17 protein-coding genes are annotated in these 16911 nt (G+C 70.6%); 11 read left to right on the top strand and 6 right to left on the bottom strand.

Annotation, left to right across the window (positions count from 1 at the left end):
- The first annotated feature begins 44 nt into the window (after nt 1–44).
- Together ABTW95_RS08135 and ABTW95_RS08130 are read left to right on the top strand one after the other, a co-directional pair.
- Nucleotides 45–1184 (top strand): AI-2E family transporter, encoded by a 1140-nt coding sequence (locus ABTW95_RS08135; protein WP_396448641.1) that lies wholly within the window; start codon nt 45–47, stop codon nt 1182–1184.
- Nucleotides 1185–1339: 155 nt separating this feature from the next.
- Nucleotides 1340–1753 carry an OsmC family protein gene (locus tag ABTW95_RS08130; protein ID WP_396448640.1) on the top strand — a complete coding sequence of 138 codons (414 nt, stop codon included), beginning with the start codon at nt 1340–1342 and terminating at the stop codon, nt 1751–1753.
- On the opposite strand, the gene ABTW95_RS08125 is transcribed toward ABTW95_RS08130, so the two are convergent.
- Nucleotides 1698–2948, bottom strand: a complete 1251-nt coding sequence (locus tag ABTW95_RS08125) for an MFS transporter (RefSeq protein ID WP_396448639.1) — start codon at nt 2946–2948, stop codon at nt 1698–1700. The genes ABTW95_RS08130 and ABTW95_RS08125 overlap by 56 nt on opposite strands.
- A gap of 36 nt (nt 2949–2984) precedes the next feature.
- Between ABTW95_RS08125 and ABTW95_RS08120 the strand changes: the two genes are divergently transcribed.
- On the top strand, nt 2985–4034 hold the full coding sequence (locus ABTW95_RS08120; RefSeq protein WP_396448638.1) for a LacI family DNA-binding transcriptional regulator: 1050 nt from the start codon (nt 2985–2987) through the stop codon (nt 4032–4034).
- A 174-nt stretch (nt 4035–4208) separates the two neighbouring features.
- On the opposite strand, the gene ABTW95_RS08115 is transcribed toward ABTW95_RS08120, so the two are convergent.
- Nucleotides 4209–4838 (bottom strand): LUD domain-containing protein, encoded by a 630-nt coding sequence (locus ABTW95_RS08115; protein WP_396448637.1) that lies wholly within the window; start codon nt 4836–4838, stop codon nt 4209–4211.
- A gap of 158 nt (nt 4839–4996) precedes the next feature.
- Here ABTW95_RS08115 and sigJ point away from each other — a divergent pair, with 158 nt between their 5' ends.
- A complete protein-coding gene (gene sigJ / locus ABTW95_RS08110; RefSeq protein WP_396454390.1) occupies nt 4997–5935 on the top strand; it encodes an RNA polymerase sigma factor SigJ in 939 nt (312 codons plus the stop codon).
- Between the two features lie 205 nt (nt 5936–6140).
- On the opposite strand, the gene ABTW95_RS08105 is transcribed toward sigJ, so the two are convergent.
- Nucleotides 6141–7565 (bottom strand): endo-1,4-beta-xylanase, encoded by a 1425-nt coding sequence (locus ABTW95_RS08105; RefSeq protein WP_396454389.1) that lies wholly within the window; start codon nt 7563–7565, stop codon nt 6141–6143.
- Nucleotides 7566–7944: 379 nt separating this feature from the next.
- Between ABTW95_RS08105 and ABTW95_RS08100 the strand changes: the two genes are divergently transcribed.
- From ABTW95_RS08100 to ABTW95_RS08080, 5 genes are all read left to right on the top strand, one after another.
- A complete protein-coding gene (locus tag ABTW95_RS08100) occupies nt 7945–9378 on the top strand; it encodes a non-reducing end alpha-L-arabinofuranosidase family hydrolase (RefSeq protein ID WP_396448634.1) in 1434 nt (477 codons plus the stop codon).
- Nucleotides 9379–9533: 155 nt separating this feature from the next.
- A complete protein-coding gene (locus ABTW95_RS08095) occupies nt 9534–11165 on the top strand; it encodes a glycoside hydrolase family 27 protein (RefSeq protein ID WP_396448633.1) in 1632 nt (543 codons plus the stop codon).
- A 172-nt stretch (nt 11166–11337) separates the two neighbouring features.
- Nucleotides 11338–11775: a MarR family winged helix-turn-helix transcriptional regulator gene (locus ABTW95_RS08090; RefSeq protein ID WP_396448632.1), complete on the top strand. Its 438-nt coding sequence runs from the start codon at nt 11338–11340 to the stop codon at nt 11773–11775.
- 78 nt (nt 11776–11853) lie between these two features.
- Nucleotides 11854–12231 (top strand): Rid family detoxifying hydrolase, encoded by a 378-nt coding sequence (locus ABTW95_RS08085; RefSeq protein ID WP_396448631.1) that lies wholly within the window; start codon nt 11854–11856, stop codon nt 12229–12231.
- Between the two features lie 3 nt (nt 12232–12234).
- Nucleotides 12235–13116, top strand: coding sequence for a PhzF family phenazine biosynthesis protein (locus tag ABTW95_RS08080; protein WP_500225603.1), 882 nt, complete (start codon nt 12235–12237; stop codon nt 13114–13116).
- Between the two features lie 77 nt (nt 13117–13193).
- Here ABTW95_RS08080 and ABTW95_RS08075 read toward each other — a convergent pair whose 3' ends face one another.
- On the bottom strand, nt 13194–14099 hold the full coding sequence (locus tag ABTW95_RS08075) for a phosphotriesterase family protein (protein ID WP_396454388.1): 906 nt from the start codon (nt 14097–14099) through the stop codon (nt 13194–13196).
- A complete protein-coding gene (locus ABTW95_RS08070) occupies nt 14096–14524 on the bottom strand; it encodes a carboxymuconolactone decarboxylase family protein (protein ID WP_396448628.1) in 429 nt (142 codons plus the stop codon). Before ABTW95_RS08070 ends, ABTW95_RS08075 begins: the two co-directional genes overlap by 4 nt.
- A gap of 86 nt (nt 14525–14610) precedes the next feature.
- Here ABTW95_RS08070 and ABTW95_RS08065 point away from each other — a divergent pair, with 86 nt between their 5' ends.
- Nucleotides 14611–15213, top strand: a complete 603-nt coding sequence (locus ABTW95_RS08065) for a CGNR zinc finger domain-containing protein (protein ID WP_396448627.1) — start codon at nt 14611–14613, stop codon at nt 15211–15213.
- A gap of 141 nt (nt 15214–15354) precedes the next feature.
- Here the strand turns inward: ABTW95_RS08065 and ABTW95_RS08060 are convergent, their stop codons facing one another.
- Entirely contained in the window at nt 15355–15972 is a 618-nt protein-coding gene (locus ABTW95_RS08060; protein ID WP_396448626.1) for a LysE family translocator, read from the bottom strand.
- 22 nt (nt 15973–15994) lie between these two features.
- On the opposite strand from ABTW95_RS08060, the gene ABTW95_RS08055 reads away from it, so the two are divergent.
- Nucleotides 15995–16870 carry a helix-turn-helix domain-containing protein gene (locus ABTW95_RS08055; RefSeq protein WP_396448625.1) on the top strand — a complete coding sequence of 292 codons (876 nt, stop codon included), beginning with the start codon at nt 15995–15997 and terminating at the stop codon, nt 16868–16870.
- Nucleotides 16871–16911 lie beyond the last annotated feature (41 nt).

Raw genomic sequence — 16911 nt, 5'->3', positions numbered from 1 at the left:
CTACCGCGCGATTGCGCACCGGACGACCGGGTACGTGGCGCGCGATGGCCACCGGCAGGGGATTCGAGTCCGTCCCGTCCGCGCTGCGCAACGCCGCGGCGGCGGCCGCGTGCCTCCTGCTGGTCGCCGGCGCCGTCTGGCTGGCCGTCTACGTCCTGTTCAAGGTCATGGCGCTGACGATGGCGGTCGTCGCCGCGCTGCTGCTGACCGCGCTGGTGGCGCCGGTGGCCCGGCTGGTGCGGCGGCTGCGGGCGCCCGCCTGGGCGGCCGCGCTCTCCGGGCTGCTGACCCTGCTCGTCGCGATCGGCGGGGCGCTCACCCTGGTCGGCGACCAGGTCGCCGGGCAGTGGAGGGAGATGAGCCGCGGCCTGACCAGCGGGCTGGACCGGGCCCGCGACCAGCTCGTCAACGGGCCCCTGCCGATCAGCGAGCAGCAGCTGGACAACATCGTCGACGGCATGGTCAAGGCCGCCCGGCGCGCCTCGCCCGACCCGATGACCAGCGCGAGCGTCGCCGCGGAGGTGGCGGCCGCCGCGCTGATCTCCCTGTTCCTGCTGTTCTTCATGCTGAAGGACGGCATGGGCATGTGGGGCTGGATCCTGCGCCTGGTGCCCGCGCACCGCCGCCCGGAGATCGACGCGGCGGGCCGGGCCGGATGGCAGGCGCTGGTCTCCTACGTGCACGGCATCGTGCTGATCGCCCTGGTGGACGCGCTCGGCATCGGCCTCGCGCTGGTGCTGATCGGGGTGCCGTTCGCGCTGCCGCTCACCCTGCTGACGTTCATCGCCGCGTTCGTCCCGTTCGCCGGGGCGATCGTCGCGGGGGCCGCCGCCGTGCTCATCGCCTTCGTCAGCGGCGGGCTCACCGACGCGCTGCTGGTGCTCGCCGCCGTGATCGCCGTCCAGCAGGCCGAGAGCCACCTCCTGCAACCGCTGATCATGGGACGCACGCTGAACCTGCACCCGGTCGTGGTCGTCGTCTCGGTCACGGCCGGGACGCTGCTGGCGGGCGTCGCGGGGGCCGTCATCGCCGTGCCGGTCGTCGCGGTCGTGTACCGGGTCGCCTCCGTGCTCGCCGGCGGCGGCGAGCCCGCACCGGAACCCCCGCCCGATCCGCGGCCCGGATCTCCGGCCGAACCTCCGCCCGAGCCGCCGCCCGCCTCCCCGCCCGCAGCGGACGCTTAGCGCCGCCCACCTGACATCGCAGGTCAATGCCGCTGTCCGCGCGCGGGCACCGGTGCCGAGTGTCCTCCCCGCTCGGGACCTTCGGCACTACGCCCGGCGGGCCCCGGGATCGGAGACTGGAACACACGTCATCAGGAGCAGAGGAGATGGTCCGGATGAGGGAGATGCTGGTCGTCCACCGGGACAACGACGCCTTCGCCGTGCTTGTCCGTGACCACGTGATACATGTGGACCAGCCGTACTCGGCGGGCGGCATGGACGTCGGCCCCACGCCCGTTGAGCTGTTCGTCGCGTCGCTGGCCGCCTGCGCCGCCCACTACGCGCGGCGCTACCTGAACCGGCACAGCCTGCCCACCGCGGGGCTGGAGGTCGTCGCCGGCTACGCCATGAGCCCGACCATCCCGGTCCGGGTGTCGCGCATCGACCTGCGGCTGCGCCCGCCGGCGCGGCTCACGGACGCGGAGACCGATGGGCTGATGGCGGCCGTCGACAACTGCACGGTGCACAACTCGATCATCGACGCGCCCCGTATCGGGGTGCACTTGGAGACCGAGGCCCGCGCCGCCTGACGTCCGGCGGGCCCGGCTCCCCGCCGCGCCCGCCGCCGAGCCGCAGCAGCGGCGGGGTGAGGACGAGCAGGGCGGCCGCGAGGGCGGCGACCGCGACCATGGCCCCGCGCAGGCCCACGGCGTCCGCCCAGAGCCCCACGTAGCCGGGGCCGGCGAGGAAGCCGAGGTAGGACACCGTCGTCACGACCGAGGTCGCGCGGCCGCGGCGGGCCTCCTCGACGTTCACCGAAACGAGGCCCAGCAGGGTCGGGAACAGCACCGCGGTGCCGGCCGCGGCGACCGCGAGGCCCAGCCCGGCGATCAGCAGCGTGGGCGCGGCGGCGATGACGGCCGCGCCGGCCGCGGCGGCGGACGCGCCGCAGAGCAGGACCGTGCGCGCGTGGGCGGGCCCGAGGCCGCCGATCAGGAACCGCGTGATCGCGACCGTCCCGGCGAACACGGCGGGCGCGACGGTGCTCAGCCCCGCGCCCGAACGCAGTTCCCGATACGCGAAGACCGCGCTCCAGCTCTGGTGGGCGTTCTCGCTCGCGAACGACAGCGCGCCCAGCACTCCGACGAGCAGGAACGGGACGATCCCATGCCGGCCGGGCGACGCCGGCCCGGCCGCGCGGCCGCGTCCGGCAGTGGCGCCGCGCCTCGCGGGCAGATGCGCGAGCAGGGCGGCGCCGGCCGCCAGGCAGAGGGCCGCGGCGGCGAGGAACGGCGCGGCGAGCGGCAGCGAGGCGGCCGACGCGAGCCCCGTGCCGAGGCCGGCCAGGACGACCAGGCTGGAGAAGACCGCGTGGGCGCGGGTGATGACGGGCCGGCCCGCGGCCCTCTCGGCGCGCCCGGCGACCGCGTTCATGGCGACGTCCGCCGCTCCGCTCGCCGCGCCGACCAGGGCGAGCGCGGCGCACAGACCGACCAGGTTCACCGAGGCCGGCGCCGCCGCGGCGCCCGCGGCGCCGAGGGCGGCGATGGCCGCGGCCGAGACCCGCGGCCCCCACCGGTCGAGCGCGCGGCCCGCCAGCGGCATCGCCGGCAGCGCCCCCGCGCCGATGAACAGCAGTGCGAGGCCGAGCTGCCCGTCGCCGACGCCGGCCTGCTGCTGCACCCGCGGCACCGACCCGCCCCACACGCCCCAGAACGAGCCGAACGCGGCGAACGCCACGAACGCCGAAGCGGTCAGGCGGCGGGGGGATCCGGCGGACGTCATCTGTGTAACGATACACAACCCGCTAGGGTGGACCCCATGGCATCGTCCGCGAGCTCAAGGCGGGTGACCCTCGCGCAGGTGGCCGAACTGGCCGGGGTGTCGGTCATGACCGCCTCCTACGCCTACAACAGGCCGGAGCGCGTATCGGCGCGGTCCCGGTCGAAGGTGCTGGCCGCCGCGGCCCGGCTCGGCTACGCCGGGCCGGATCCCAGCGCCCGGTCGCTGCGCCGCGGCAGCACCCGCACGCTCGGCGTCGTGATGGGCGAGCACCTGAGCTACGCGTTCGACGACCCGCAGGCGGTGTCGTTCATGGCGGGGATCGCCGATGTCTGCGCAGGCCGGGGCTACGGCATGACGATCCTGCCGATCACCGGCGCCGCGGGCGACGTGCCGCGCATCACCGACACCGCCGTGGACGGGTTCATCGTCTGGACGACCTCCGACGACGACCCCGTCCTGGCGGCCGTCCGGGGGACCAGGCGTCCCGCCGTCGTCCACGGAGGGCCCGCGGTCGGCGGCCTGGGACTGGTGAGCATCGACAACCGCGCGGCGGCGCACGCCGTGGGCGCGCTCGCCTTCGCCGGTGCCCGGCGTCCGGCGGTGGTCGGCTTCCCGCTGTCCCGCGAGCGCATCAGCACGATCACCAGCGGAGCCGCCATCACGGACGTCTCGTTCCCGGTGACGCGTGAACGGCTGGAGGGCTACCGGCGCGCGGCCGAAGAGGCCGGCACCGCCTGGCAGGACGTGACCGTCGCCGTGTGCGCGCGCAACGACGCGGCCGAGGCCGAGCGGATCGCGGCGGCCCTCCTGGCCTCCGCCGAACCGCCCGATGCGATCGCCGCGATGAGCGACCAGCAGGCCGCCGGGGTCGTCCGCGCCGTCCGCTCCGTCGGCCTCGCCGTCCCGGACGACGTGGCGGTCACCGGGTGGGACGACGCGGCGGTGGCGGCGCAGCTCGGGCTGACCACGGTCGCGCAGTCACTCCGCGACCAGGGCGCGGCCTGCGCGCGGGCCGCGCTCGGGGAGCCACTGAAGTCCCCGGCCGCACCGTGGAGGATCGTCCGCAGGAGCAGCACCCGGCCGTGACGGGTGCTCAAGGAGACGGGCGGACGGGCTCGCGCCGGGCGGGGCGCATGCCGAAGCCGGCCAGGACCGGCAAGGGCGTGACCGACCTGGAGCCCTGACGGCCGCACTGCCCGGGGGCGGTGGCGCTGGTCCGGCGCCACCGCCGTGCGGGTTTCAGTGACGGGTGCCGCCGGTTCAGAATCCGATGGCTTCGCGGAGGAGCAGGACGGTTCCGCGTCCGGGGACCGGTTCCGCGTTGAGGACGAGGAGGCGGTTGATGGCGCTGGGCTGGCCGTAGACCTTCATGGCGCGGTCGTTCTCCAGCGGGAGGCAGTGCTCTTCGACGCGGCGCAGCGCGCTGGGCAGGTCGGGCACGACCTTCTGCGCCCCGACGATCCAGATCGCGTGGGCGGCGGCGCCGGCGTAGCCGGGCAGCTGGCTTCCGCTGGCCGAGGCGATCACCAGGGAGCCGGTCTCGGTCACCGCGGCGGCACTGCCCACGATGACGTCGGGGGTGGACAGGAGCCCCCAGATCTCGCGCATCTGGGTGGCCCGGTCCATGCCCAGGCCGCGCGGCTTGACGGCGTCGTAGCGTCCGCCGGCGTTGATGTCGTCGTCGATGCCGGACAGGCGGAGGGTCTCGCTGGCCCCGGTGAACACGCTGGCCCCCTCGGGGATCAGCTGTCCGATCCGGGTGCGCGCGGCGGCGGCGTCGGCGAGGATCTCGACGGCGAAGCCGTGTTCCGACAGTGCGGCGGCCGCACGTTCCAGGCGCTGCGCCGGTGCGGGGTCGGTGAACGGTGATGCCGGAGTCGATGTGGTCATGATGTCTCTGCGCTCCCTGTCGCTGGACGGTGTGGTCGTCTCCGGCACTACGACGACGCAGCCCCCCGCGATGTCAGGCTGCGCGCCGACCTCACATCTGCGCGTGCTGTCTCGTCGAACAGGTGAGGACAGATCCGACTGAGGGGGCCGGCGACACCATGAACACCCGATCCGAGGCCGGGCAGAGCCGGCCCGACTCCGGCGGCGGTGCGCTGATGGGGGAGCGCCGCCACCTGATCAACCTCGCCTACCGGCTCCTGGGCTCCCTTGCGGAGGCCGAGGACGTCGTGCAGGAGACCTACGCCCGCTGGTACGCCATGCCCCGGGAGCAGCGGGGCGCCATCGAGTCCCCGGGCGCCTGGCTGACCAAGGTCGCCGGCCGCATCGCCCTGGACGTGCTCGGCTCGGCACGCGCGCGGCGCGAGCGGTACGTGGGCGAGTGGATCCCCGAGCCGCTGCCCGAGCGCACGGAGTGGATCAGCGGGCGGCGGGGCGACGCGTTCGCCGACCCGGCCGACCGGGTCACCCTGGACGAGTCGGTCAACATGGCCTTCCTGGTCGTCCTCGAATCGATGACCCCGGCCGAGCGCGTGGCGTTCATCCTCCACGACGTCTTCCGCCACCCCTTCGCCGAAGTGGCCGAGATCGTCGGCCGCACCCCGGCGGCGTGCCGCCAGCTGGCCTCCTCGGCCCGCCGCCGCGTCCGCGAATCGCAGGACCCGGCGACGCCGACGGCCCGGCAGGCGGCCATCATCAGGGACTTCAAGCAGGCGTGGGAGGCCAAGGACATCGAGGCCCTGATCGGCCTCCTCGACCCCGACGCCACGGCGGTCGCGGACGGCGGCGGACTCGCCCTCACGTTCCTGGACCCGATCGAGGGCTGCGAGCAGATCGCGCGCGCCTGGGTCGAGATCGCCGGCCACAGGCCCGCCGGCACGGCGATCCTGGAGCGCACGGTCAACGGCCGTCCCGGGCTCGTGGCCCAGCATGGCGGCGCCATCGTGACGGTGTTCGCGTTCGAGGTCTCAGGCGACCGGATCAAGCACATCTGGGCGGTGCGCAACCCCGAGAAGCTCCGGCACTGGACGACGAACTGAGACACGTCCCCGCGTCTCGCCGCCTGCCGCGCCGGCTCCGGGCGGCCGGGGGCCACGATCCTCAGCGGCCCGGCCCACCTGCCGCGGGGCGCCTGAAACAGATGGTCGGCGGGGTGGAGCCAGGGCGCTCCTGGCTCCACCCCGCCGTGATCACCGCGGCGGGCATCCGACCGCGAGGGCCGCCGTCACCGCGAAGGACGGAAGGTCAGGAGATGGTCCAGCGCTGGTTGCTGCCGCCCCAGCAGGAGTAGATCTGGATCGGGGTGCCGTTGCCGGAGCCGGCGGCGTCCAGGCAGAGGCCCGACTGGACGCCGACGATCGATCCGTCGGAGTTCAGGCGCCACTTCTGGTTGTCGCCGCCCCAGCAGCTGTAGATCTGGACCTTGGTGCCGTTCCCGGTGCCGGCGGCGTCAAGGCACTTGTTGCCGTAGACCCGGAGCTCCTGCGAGTCGGTGTAGGTCCACTGCTGGTTGGTGCCGCCGTGGCAGTCCCACAGCTGGAGCTGGACGCCGTCGCTGGTGCTGGCGTTGGGCACGTCCAGGCAGCGGCCCGAGCCGACGCCCTTGATCGTCCCGGCGTCGGAGGTGGGCGGGGGCTCGGAGGTGCCGCCGCCGTTGAGGGCGTTGAGGACGGCGGAGTAGGCCGCCTTCTTGTTGCCGTTGCCGTCGAACAGCAGCGGTGTCTGGTCCGAGCGCCAGGAGTCGGTGTCGCGCACGCCCCAGACGGTGATGCCGAGGCAGCGGGAGACGGCCAGGCAGTCGTTGACCACGTTGGCGTACGTCGTGGGGGAGGCGCCCTGGATGTCCAGTTCGGTGATGGCGACGTCGACGCCGAGGGCGGCGAAGTTCTGCAGCGTGGTGCGGAAGTTGCTGTTGTAGGGGCTGCCGCTGTTGAAGTGGGACTGGAAGCCGACGCAGTCGATGGGCACGCCGCGCTGCTTGAAGTCGCGGACCATGTTGTACACGCCCTGGGTCTTGGCCCAGTTCCAGTTCTCGATGTTGTAGTCGTTGTAGCAGAGCTTGGCGTTCGGGTCGGCGTTGCGCGCGGTGCGGAAGGCGACCTCGATCCAGTCGTTGCCGGTGCGCTGCAGGTTGGAGTCGCGGCGGCCGCCGGAGTTGCCGTCGGCGAACGCCTCGTTCACGACGTCCCACTGGACGATCTTGCCCTTGTAGTGGGCCATGACGCCGTTGATGTGGTCGATCATCGCCTGGCGGAGGCTGCTGCCGCTGAGGCTCTGCATCCAGCCGGGCTGCTGGGAGTGCCAGGCCAGGGTGTGGCCGCGTACCTGCTTGCCGTTCTGGACCGCCCAGTTGTAGATGCGGTCGGCGGAGCTGAAGTTGAACTGGCCGCGGTTGGGCTCGGTGGCGTCGATCTTCATCTCGTTCTCGGCGGTCACCATGTTGAACTCGCGGTTCGCGATCGTGGTGTACGTCGAGTCGTTGAGCCGGCCCGAGGCGATGGCGGTGCCGAAGTAGCGGCCGCTCTGCGCGGCCGCGGCGCCCAGCGTGCTCTCCGCGGCGACGGCCGGGGACGGCGCCACCAGGGCGGCGGCCGCCGTGAGCAGTCCGACGGCGCCGGCGAGAAGAGCCCGCTTGCGGGCTCCGGGCCTGGGCATGACGTTGATGGGCACGTCTGATCCTCCATGAGTGAAGCGAAGAAGGGGCACGGGCACAGCCGTGCAGCAGACGCCGCGTTCCCTCACCGGAACGCCCACCACCAAGGCGTCGGGGACTCATTGTGTGAGGCCGTGAACGTTTCGTCAATAGTTTCAAAACATTTCATGGCAGATGCCCGATCACCGGCGTGAACGCGCGGTTTGGCAGGGCGACCTGCATACGAAACGTTTCGACGAGATTGCCCCTTGACGAGCCGCGCGGCCTCGTATTTACTCCGGCGCACCACCACCTCCCCCCAATCGCCGATGGAGAAGAGGTTCTGCCCGGCTCGAAATGTTAGCGGTAACATTCACCCACGAAGGGAAGAAGTCCATGCTGAGGACCGGTGCGGCGGTGATTGCATCGCTCCTGCTGTCGGTGCTCTTGTCCGTGATCAACACACAGGCCGCCCTAGCCGCGACAGTGGACGTGAACAAGTGGTACGTCCTGGTCAACCGCAACAGCGGCAAGGCCCTGGACGTCTACAACCTCGCGACCAACGACGGCGCCCGCATCACCCAGTGGACCAGGAACGACCAGTACCAGCAGCAGTGGCAGTTCGTCGACTCCGGCGGCGGCTACTACCGCCTGAGGTCGCGCCACTCCGGCAAGGTGCTGGACGTCTACAACTACTCCACCGCCAACGGCGCCCCGATCGTCCAGTGGTCCGACCACAACGGCACGAACCAGCAGTGGCGGCTCGCAGACAGCTCGGGAGGCTATGTCAGGTTCATCTCGCGCAACAGCAACAAGGCCCTCGAAGTGCAGGGCGGCTCCACCGCCGACGGCGCGAACATCGTCCAGTACGACGACTGGGGCGGCGCGAACCAGCAGTGGCAGCTCGTCGAGGTCGGCGGCGGCAGCGGCGACCCCGGCCAGTCGTGCGATCTTCCGTCCTCGTACCACTGGACGTCGACGGGCCCGCTGGCGCAGCCCAGGTCAGGGTGGGTCTCGCTCAAGGACTTCACCGTCGCTCCCTACAACGGCCAGCACCTCGTCTACGCGACCACCCACGACACCGGGACGAGATGGGGGTCGATGAACTTCGGCCTGTTCAGCGACTGGTCGCAGATGGGGTCCGTCAGCCAGAACGCGATGTCGAACTCCACCGTGGCTCCCACGCTCTTCTACTTCGCGCCGAAGAACATCTGGGTACTCGCCTACCAGTGGGGCAGCAGCGCCTTCTCCTACCGGACGTCCAACGACCCCGCCAACCCGAACGGCTGGTCGTCCGAGCACGCGCTCTTCACCGGGAGCATCTCGGGCTCCGGAACGGGACCCATCGACCAGACGCTCATCGGCGACGGCTCGAACATGTACCTGTTCTTCGCCGGCGACAACGGCAAGATCTACCGGGCCAGCATGCCGATCGGGAACTTCCCCGGCAACTTCGGCTCGAACTCGACCGTGATCATGAGCGATTCGACCAACAACCTGTTCGAAGCCGTCCAGGTCTACAAGCTCAAGGACCAGAACCGCTACCTCATGATCGTCGAGGCGATCGGCTCCCAGGGACGCTACTTCCGCTCGTTCACGGCCACCAGCCTGAACGGTTCGTGGACGCCGCAGGCCACGAGCGAGGGCAACCCCTTCGCCGGCAAGGCCAACAGCGGCGCCACCTGGACCAACGACATCAGCCACGGCGAACTGATCCGCACCAGCGCCGACCAGACCTTCACCGTCGACCCCTGCAACCTGCAACTGCTCTACCAGGGGCGCAGCCCCAACTCCGGCGGCGACTACGGCCTCCTGCCCTACCGGCCGGGTCTGCTGACACTGCAGCGCTGACGACGTGACACGGGTCCGGCTCGGGGAGGACCCGCCGTCGCGAACTCGGTGCGGCGGCCCGGTGCGGCGGGCCCGGTGAAAGGCCGGGCCCGCTGCCCGGGTCACCGCAGACGATCCACCCCACGGAACGGGCCATGACACTGCGGAGCGAATCTATGAGCAGGAAACGAATCCGCGCGCTGCTGACCACCGCGGCCGCGGCCGCCGCGATGGCCGTCGCACTGACCCCCGCCCCCCAGGCCCAAGCGCTGGACAACGGCGTGGGCCGCACCCCGCCGATGGGGTGGAACACCTGGAACTCCTTCGGCTGCAACATCAGCGAGACACTGATCCACCAGGCGGCCGACGCGATCGTCGCCTCCGGCATGCGCGACCTCGGATACCAGTACGTCGTGGTCGACGACTGCTGGTTCGACCCCAACCGCGACTCGTCCGGCAACCTGCGGGCCAATCCGTCGAGATTCCCGAGCGGCATGAAGGCGCTCGGCGACTACCTGCACAGCAGGGGCCTGAAGTTCGGCCTCTACGAAGTGCCCCTCGACCGTACGTGCGCCCAGTACTTCGGCTCCTATCCGGGCGCCACCGGCAGTCTCGGCCACGAGGCCCAGGACGCCCGGCAGTTCGCCGCCTGGGGCGTCGACTACCTCAAGTACGACTGGTGCTCTCCCACCGGCAGCATCGACGACCAGGTCCGCACCTTCGCGAAAATGCGCGACGCGCTGGCGGCCACCGGGCGGCCGATCCTCTACAGCATCAACCCCAACAGCATCCACGAGAAGACCGGCCCGCAGCGGAACTGGGGCGACGTCGCCAATATCTGGCGGACGACCGAGGACATCACGAACGTCTGGGACTCGGGCCAGACCAACGGCTACCCGATGGGCATCCAGAACATCGTCAACGTCAACGTGCCCCTGTCGGGCTACGCGAAGCCGGGACAGTTCAACGACCCCGACATGATGGTGGTCGGCCGCGGCGGCATGACCGACACCGAGATGCGCAGCCATTTCGCCCTGTGGGCCATCATGGCCGCGCCGCTGATCGCGGGAAACGACGTGCGGAACATGGACTCCGCGACCGCCACGATCCTGAAGAACCAGAACCTGATCGCCATCAACCAGGACTCGCTCGGCCTCCAGGCCGACCAGATCAGCAACGACGGCACCCGCCGCGTCCTGGCCAAACGGCTCAGCAACGGCGACGTCGCGGTCGCGCTGTTCAACCAGGGCGGCGGCACGACGACCGTCAGCACCAGCGCCTCGGCGATCGGCCTGTCCGGCAGCTCCTTCAGCCTCCGCGACGCCTGGACGAACGCCGTCACCTCGACCACCGGCTCCATCTCGGCGAGCGTGCCCTCGCACGGCACCGTCGTCTACCGGGTCAGCGGCGGAACCCCCAACCCCGCGTCCCAGATCCGCGGAGTGGGCTCGGGAAGATGCGTGGACGTCACCGAAGCGTCCCAGGCCAACGGAACGCGCGTCGAAATCTGGGACTGCAACGGCCAGAGCAACCAGCAGTGGACCTCCACGGCCGCCGGCGAACTGCGCGTCTACGGAAGCAAGTGCCTCGACGTGAACAACAACGGCACGGCCAACGGAACCAGCGTGATCATCTGGGACTGCAACGGCCAGAACAACCAGAAGTGGCGCTTCAACTCCGACGGAAGCATCACCGCCGTCGGCGCGAACAAGTGCCTGGACGTCCCCAACAACGCCACGTCCAACGGCACCTACCTCCAAATCTGGACATGCAACGGCGGCGCCAACCAACGTTGGACCCGCCCCTGACCGTCCTCCCCTGATCTGACGCAGCACGCAGGCCAACCGCAACCGCCGCGCGCCGGCCCCTGCCTCAGGCCGGCCGCGGCGGCCACCGGCGCACCCCGGGACGGGCATTCCAGGGAGACGGCGCGGGCATAGGGGGTTGACAGGCAAATGCGTGTATATACACTCATTTTCTGTGAAGCCGGTAGAGAGCGACTGCGTGTGCACCTCGCTGCGGATGGCGACGCGAGCCGTGAACAGGCTGTACGACCGGGCGTTGTCGGGGGTCGGCCTGCGCGTGACCGGCTACAGCATCATGTCGCGGCTGTCGAAGGAAGGCCCGCTGACCATCAGCGAACTGGCCGGACGCTTGGCCATGGAACGCTCGACGTGCTCCCGCGAGGTGGGTCCGCTGGTGGAGGCGGGTCTGGTCGAAGCGATGACGGGGACGGACCGGCGCAGCCGGGTGCTGCGGCTGACGGACCGCGGGGTGCGCAAGCACGCGGAGGCGTATCCGCTGTGGGAAGAGGTGCAGCGGAAGGTCGCGGACGAGTTCGGCGACGCCGAAGTCACCGATCTGCTCGCGCGACTGCGCCGGCTCCGGGAGAGCAGCGAATTCCTGTCCGAGGCATGACTGCCGACGCCCTTGTCTCGGGGCGCCGAGCCGCCGGATGAGCAAGTACTGGAATGACACAGGGAAGAGGTATCGACCATGGCGCGCGAAGCCATCACCAGCGACAAGCTCCCGGCGCCGGTAGGGCCGTTCTCGCTTGCCGTCCACGGCGGCGGACTCCTGTACCTGAGCGGGCAGGTGGCCCAGGACCCCGCCACAGGCGCACTGATCGACGGTGACGTCGCTCAGCAGACCGACCAGATCCTCTCCAACATCTCGACCGTCTTGGAGAGCGCAGGCAAGAGTCTCGGCGACGTTGTCCGAGTCGGGGTCTACCTCACCGACATGGACGATTTCGCGGCCATGAACGGGGCGTACGCCAAGCATTTCGCCGAGCCCTTCCCCGCGCGCACCGCGATCGGCGTCGCCGCCCTGCCACTGGGTGCGGCAGTCGAGATGGACGTGGTGGTGAGCTGAGGCATGGGTTTCGAGTTCACCCTGGTCGACGTCTTCAGCGACCGTCCTTTCGGCGGAAACCGGCTCGCGGTGTTCCCGGACGCCGAGGGCATCTCCGAGACGGAGATGCAGAGCCTGGCGCGGGAGTTCAACTTCCCGGAGACCACGTTCGTCCTGCCGCCCAGCGACCCGTCCAACACCTGCCGGGTCCGGATTTTCACTCCGCTCCAGGAACTGCCTTTCGCCGGTCACCCGACCATCGGCACCGCGGCGGTCTTGGCGAGCCTCGGCAAAGGTGACGCTCAGCGGCAGTTTGTCCTCGAAGAGGGCATCGGTCCTGTGTCCGTTGCCATTGACGGGCGGACGGTACAACTCTGCCTGCGGTCTCCCGAGTATGAGACCGCTGACGAGACGCCCCCGGTGGATGCCATCACCAAGGCTCTCGGACTGCCCCCGGACTCCGTCGCCGAAAGCTTCTACGCAAGCGTAGGGGTGAGGTTCTGTTTCGTGCGCCTGACCGACCGGGACCTGGTGGACCGAGCCGTGCTGGACAGGGCCGCATGGGAAGCCGGCATCGCCGACGGCTGGTCCCCCCACCTGTACGTTTTCGCCGAGGACAATGGCGACCGTCGCCGGCTGAACGCCCGGATGTTCGCCCCCGCCCTCGGTATCGACGAAGACCCGGCCACCGGGTCGGCATGCGCAGCTCTGGTCGCCGCCATCGCCCATCGTTCACCGAACCAAGACGCCACCTGCCATGTGCAGATCGACCAGGGACTCGCCATGGGCCGCCCGAGTTCGCTAGAGGGCACCGCTCGCAAGGAGGAGGGACGACTCGCCGAGGTCACCGTCGGCGGACACGCAACAATCATCGGCAACGGCGTGATGACCCTGCCGGCCATCTAGACAGAGCCCCGGTGCCGGCACGGTGCCGCCCGCGCGCTTCCGTCTTGTGACCGGCAGAGGATCGGGGATTTCATCCGTCATGGCTGTCGCCATTGCACCGCCAGGGCGCGGGCCGGATTCTCGGTGAAGACGGCGGACGCGAGTTCTGGGCCGAGTTCCCGCTCGATCCGCGGACGCAGGCCGCTGAGCAGGAACGGCATGCCGGGGCCGTCGGCGCTGGAGCGGGCGGCCGCGGTGACCGTGTCGGCTCCGAGCAGGATCTGATGAGCGTGGCCGGCGTCCGAGAGGGCGGCGAGGCTGCCCAGCAGGAGCCAGTCGGTGGCGTGGTGCGCCCGCGAGGGGCCGTCGAACACCAGGAACGCGCCTGCCTCGGCGGCCTGCCGGTGGATGCTCGCGTCCGGGAAACGCTGCAGGTGCCCGAGGAGTACGCGGTGCGGGGCGACCCCGTGAGTTCCGCACAGCACATCGAGCACGTCCAGGGCGGCGCTCCCGGCCTCCAGGTGGACGCCGATGGGCGCGCCGGTGGCGTGGTGGGCTTCGGCGGCCGCGGCCAGAACACGGCGTGCGTGGCCGTCGAGGCCGTGATAGGCCCCGGCGACTTTGATCATCCCTGCCTTCACGGGCGGGCTGGTCAGCTCCCTGATGAACAGCTCGGCCAGGCTGTCCCGAACACGCCCCAGCTCGTCCGGCTCATAGTGCCGGGCCTGGTGCATTCCGGTGGCGGAGACGATGTGGACGCCGGACTGCCGAGACAGGGCGGGCAGCTCTCCGGCGCGCGGACCCATTCCCCACGGCGTCCACTGGACCACGGCCCGGCCGCCGAGTGCGGCGAACGCGTCGAGTTCGGAGCGTGCGGCCACCGCGTCGTCCAGTGCTCGTCCCGGCAGGGCGGGCGAGCTGATGAACAGATGGTCGTGGGCGTCGCAGACGCCCAGCTCCTCGGGCCGAATGTCCCCGAGCACGGTCCGGATCGCCGCGGTCATCGTCCGGTCTCCTGCTCGACCTCGGCGAGGGCCGCCGAGGCGACCCTCAAGCCGGCCAGTGCCTTAGGGACGCCGATGTACGGCGCCAGATGCACAAAGACCTCGACGACCTCCTGGCGGGTCATGCCGACCCGCAGTGCCGTCTTGACGTGGCCGGACAACTGCGGGTCCACGCCGCCGACCGCGGTGAGCGCGGCCAGGTTGACGAGCTGCCGGTCGCGCAGCGACAACCCGTCCCGCAGGTAGGTGCCGCCGAACAGGGCGGTGACGATCCAGTCGGCGTATCCGGGGGCGATCTGTTCGAGGCCGGGCAGCACCGCCCGCTGGGCGGCCTCGTCCTGGAGGAGATCCAGCATCCGGTAGCCCTCGTCGCGATCCAGCCGCGCGGGGGTCAGCTGCTCTGCCAGTCCCTGGTGCGTCGCCATGACTGCGCCCTCACATCTCGAACGACTGTGTAACGCCTGGGACGTTACATCATTTTCGGTAACGGATGAAGCGTTACACTTGCCTCATGGTCAGAGAGGACAAGCTCGCCTTCCGGTTCGACTGCGGCGCCGCCTGGTTGAACCTCCTCGCCACCAGGGGCCGCGCGTTCAGCCCGAACCCGGTCGAGCGCCTGGCCACACCCGCCCGCCTCGCCGATTGGCTGGAGCGGTGCGAGCTGTCTCCGGCGCGCCGGCCTGACCAGCACGACCTGGACCGGGCGCGCGAGCTGCGCGAGACGCTGCGCGCCCTGGCGCTCGCCACCGTCGCCGAACGGCCCCCGCCCGCGGACGCCGTGGCCGACCTGGCCGACTTCCTCGCCGAATACGACGATCCGGTGAAACTCGCCGTGGCCGGCCGGCTGCGACGCGAGCCCCCGGCGACGACCGCGCACGCCCTCGCCCGGATCGCCCGCCAGGCCGTCGATCAGATGACCGGTTCAGACCGCCTGGCTCTCAAGATCTGCCCGGAAGACGACTGCAGGGGCGTGTTCATCGACCCGCCGGGGCGGCGGCGCTGGTGCCCATCCCCGGCATGCGCGAGCCGGGGCCGAGTCCGCGCACTGCGAGCCCGCCGCAGTGCTGCCGCGTCCGAGACGACTGAAGACTCCAAGTCCGCGCCGGAGCAGTGACGAGAAGCCCATCCCGCACACCGAGACCACCCCATATGCGGCGGTACTCGCTAACCCGCGCTTCGTGGGTTCCAGGCCACTCGGCATGAGTCGCCGCGCGTCAGGCGGCGCGGGTCGGTGAAGGTCTTCGCCCAGTTCGAATCAGCGGTGAGGCCAGACGAAGAGGGCGACCGACGCCACCAGCAGGCCGGCCATTACAGAGCGGTAGACGAGCCAGGTCCGGGGCGTGCGGAGGGTGTGCTGAAGTGCGGCGCCGAAGGCCAGCCACGGCAGGCAGCAGGGCAGAGCGGTGAGCATGAACAGAACTGTGAGGGTGAGGGATCGGCTCAGGATTCCGCCGTGCTGGTCGAGGAAGGCGGCGTTCGCCGCGACGCTGATCAGCCAGCCTTTGGGATTGGCCCACTGGAAGGCGGCCATGCCGAGGAAGCCGGACCAAGCAGGGGCGCTCGCGTCCCCTTCCGAAAACGTTGCGGTCGCGATGTTCCAGGCCATCCAGCAAAGCAGCAGCGCGCCACCCCACTTGAGGGTTTCCAGGAGCCACGGGCGGTCGAGGAGGAGGCCGCCGATTCCCAGGGTGACGGCCAGCAGCAGGGCGCTCATCCCGACCACCTGCCCGAGCAGGCTCGGCACACCATGCCGTATACCGCCCCTGGCGCCGGCGGCGGCCAGCAGCACGTTGCTGGGACCGGGAGTTCCCGCGGCCACCGCGGCGAATGTCATGAACGCGATCGTCTGGGTCGTTGAGAGGGAGACCCCCATGACTTCTCCTTAGACTCCACATATGGCGCCCAGCGTGGCCGGACCGCCTCCCAGCGGTCTTGAAGGTTCGTGTGATGCCGGCGAGTGGGTGGAGACCAGCGGACCCGTCGATGGCGTGGAGCTGTTCCGGGCGGGGTTGCGCGGCCACCCGTACAGCCGGCACCGGCACGACGTGTACGCCGTCGGAGTCACCGAAACGGGGGCGCAGGCGTTCCACTACCGGGGCGCCGTGCGGCGCAGCGCCCCGGGACAGGTCTTCGTGCTGCATCCCGATGAGCCGCACGACGGCTGGGCCGACGGGCCGGACCTCCTCGGTTACGCGCAGATCTACGTCGCACCGGCCCGAATCGCGGACGCCCTGCCGGCCATCACAGGACGACCGACTTCCTTGCCCTTCGCGGCCCCCGTGGCCGACGACCCGGTCCTCGCGCGCACGATACGGGCGGCGTTCGACTCGACGGCCGAGCCATTGGCGCTCGATGCTCTGGTCTTGGAGATCGCCGAGGGCCTGCTCCGGTGCAGCGCAGGCACCCGCGTTCCTGACCGGCCCGGCCGTGTCGACCTGCCCGCCCTCGAACGCGGCCGAGAGTTCATGGACAGTCGTCCGGCAATCGTGCGCTCAAGCGAGCTGGAGGCGGTGACCGGCCTTGACCGCTATCAGTTCGCACGCCAGTTCCGTGCCCTATACGGCACCAGTCCCTACCGATACTCGGTCATGCGCCGTCTCGACCTCGCCCGCGAGAAACTGCGCATGGGCAGGCCCCTGGCGGAGACCGCTTTCGCAGTCGGCTTCGCGGACCAGGCCCACTTCACCAGGATGTTCAAGGCAGCGTTCGGCATGACACCCGGACGCTACGCAAGGCTCTGCAGAGCACCAGACCAGGATCCAGGGTCCTAACGAGCGCCAAGCAGCCAGAAGCCGCTTGGCCGTTGAGGGTC

Source organism: Spirillospora sp. NPDC127506 (genome assembly GCF_040302145.1).
GTDB lineage: Bacteria > Actinomycetota > Actinomycetes > Streptosporangiales > Streptosporangiaceae > Spirillospora.
Note: the sequence above shows the minus strand (reverse complement) of the source record. Positions and strands in the feature narration are given on the sequence as shown.

Excerpts from the sequence above, each read along its gene's own strand:
- ABTW95_RS08095 (WP_396448633.1), top strand. The coding sequence starts at position 9,534 with ATGAGCAGGAAACGAATCCGCGCGCTGCTGACCACCGCGGCCGCGGCC.
- ABTW95_RS08065 (WP_396448627.1), top strand. The coding sequence starts at position 14,611 with ATGGTCAGAGAGGACAAGCTCGCCTTCCGGTTCGACTGCGGCGCCGCC.
- ABTW95_RS08120 (WP_396448638.1), top strand. The coding sequence starts at position 2,985 with ATGGCATCGTCCGCGAGCTCAAGGCGGGTGACCCTCGCGCAGGTGGCC.
- ABTW95_RS08080 (WP_500225603.1), top strand. The coding sequence starts at position 12,235 with ATGGGTTTCGAGTTCACCCTGGTCGACGTCTTCAGCGACCGTCCTTTC.
- ABTW95_RS08130 (WP_396448640.1), top strand. The coding sequence starts at position 1,340 with ATGAGGGAGATGCTGGTCGTCCACCGGGACAACGACGCCTTCGCCGTG.
- ABTW95_RS08135 (WP_396448641.1), top strand. The coding sequence starts at position 45 with ATGGCCACCGGCAGGGGATTCGAGTCCGTCCCGTCCGCGCTGCGCAAC.
- ABTW95_RS08085 (WP_396448631.1), top strand. The coding sequence starts at position 11,854 with ATGGCGCGCGAAGCCATCACCAGCGACAAGCTCCCGGCGCCGGTAGGG.
- ABTW95_RS08060 (WP_396448626.1), bottom strand. The coding sequence starts at position 15,972 with ATGGGGGTCTCCCTCTCAACGACCCAGACGATCGCGTTCATGACATTC.
- sigJ (WP_396454390.1), top strand. The coding sequence starts at position 4,997 with ATGAACACCCGATCCGAGGCCGGGCAGAGCCGGCCCGACTCCGGCGGC.
- ABTW95_RS08055 (WP_396448625.1), top strand. The coding sequence starts at position 15,995 with ATGGCGCCCAGCGTGGCCGGACCGCCTCCCAGCGGTCTTGAAGGTTCG.
- ABTW95_RS08115 (WP_396448637.1), bottom strand. The coding sequence starts at position 4,838 with ATGACCACATCGACTCCGGCATCACCGTTCACCGACCCCGCACCGGCG.
- ABTW95_RS08070 (WP_396448628.1), bottom strand. The coding sequence starts at position 14,524 with ATGGCGACGCACCAGGGACTGGCAGAGCAGCTGACCCCCGCGCGGCTG.
- ABTW95_RS08125 (WP_396448639.1), bottom strand. The coding sequence starts at position 2,948 with ATGACGTCCGCCGGATCCCCCCGCCGCCTGACCGCTTCGGCGTTCGTG.
- ABTW95_RS08075 (WP_396454388.1), bottom strand. The coding sequence starts at position 14,099 with ATGACCGCGGCGATCCGGACCGTGCTCGGGGACATTCGGCCCGAGGAG.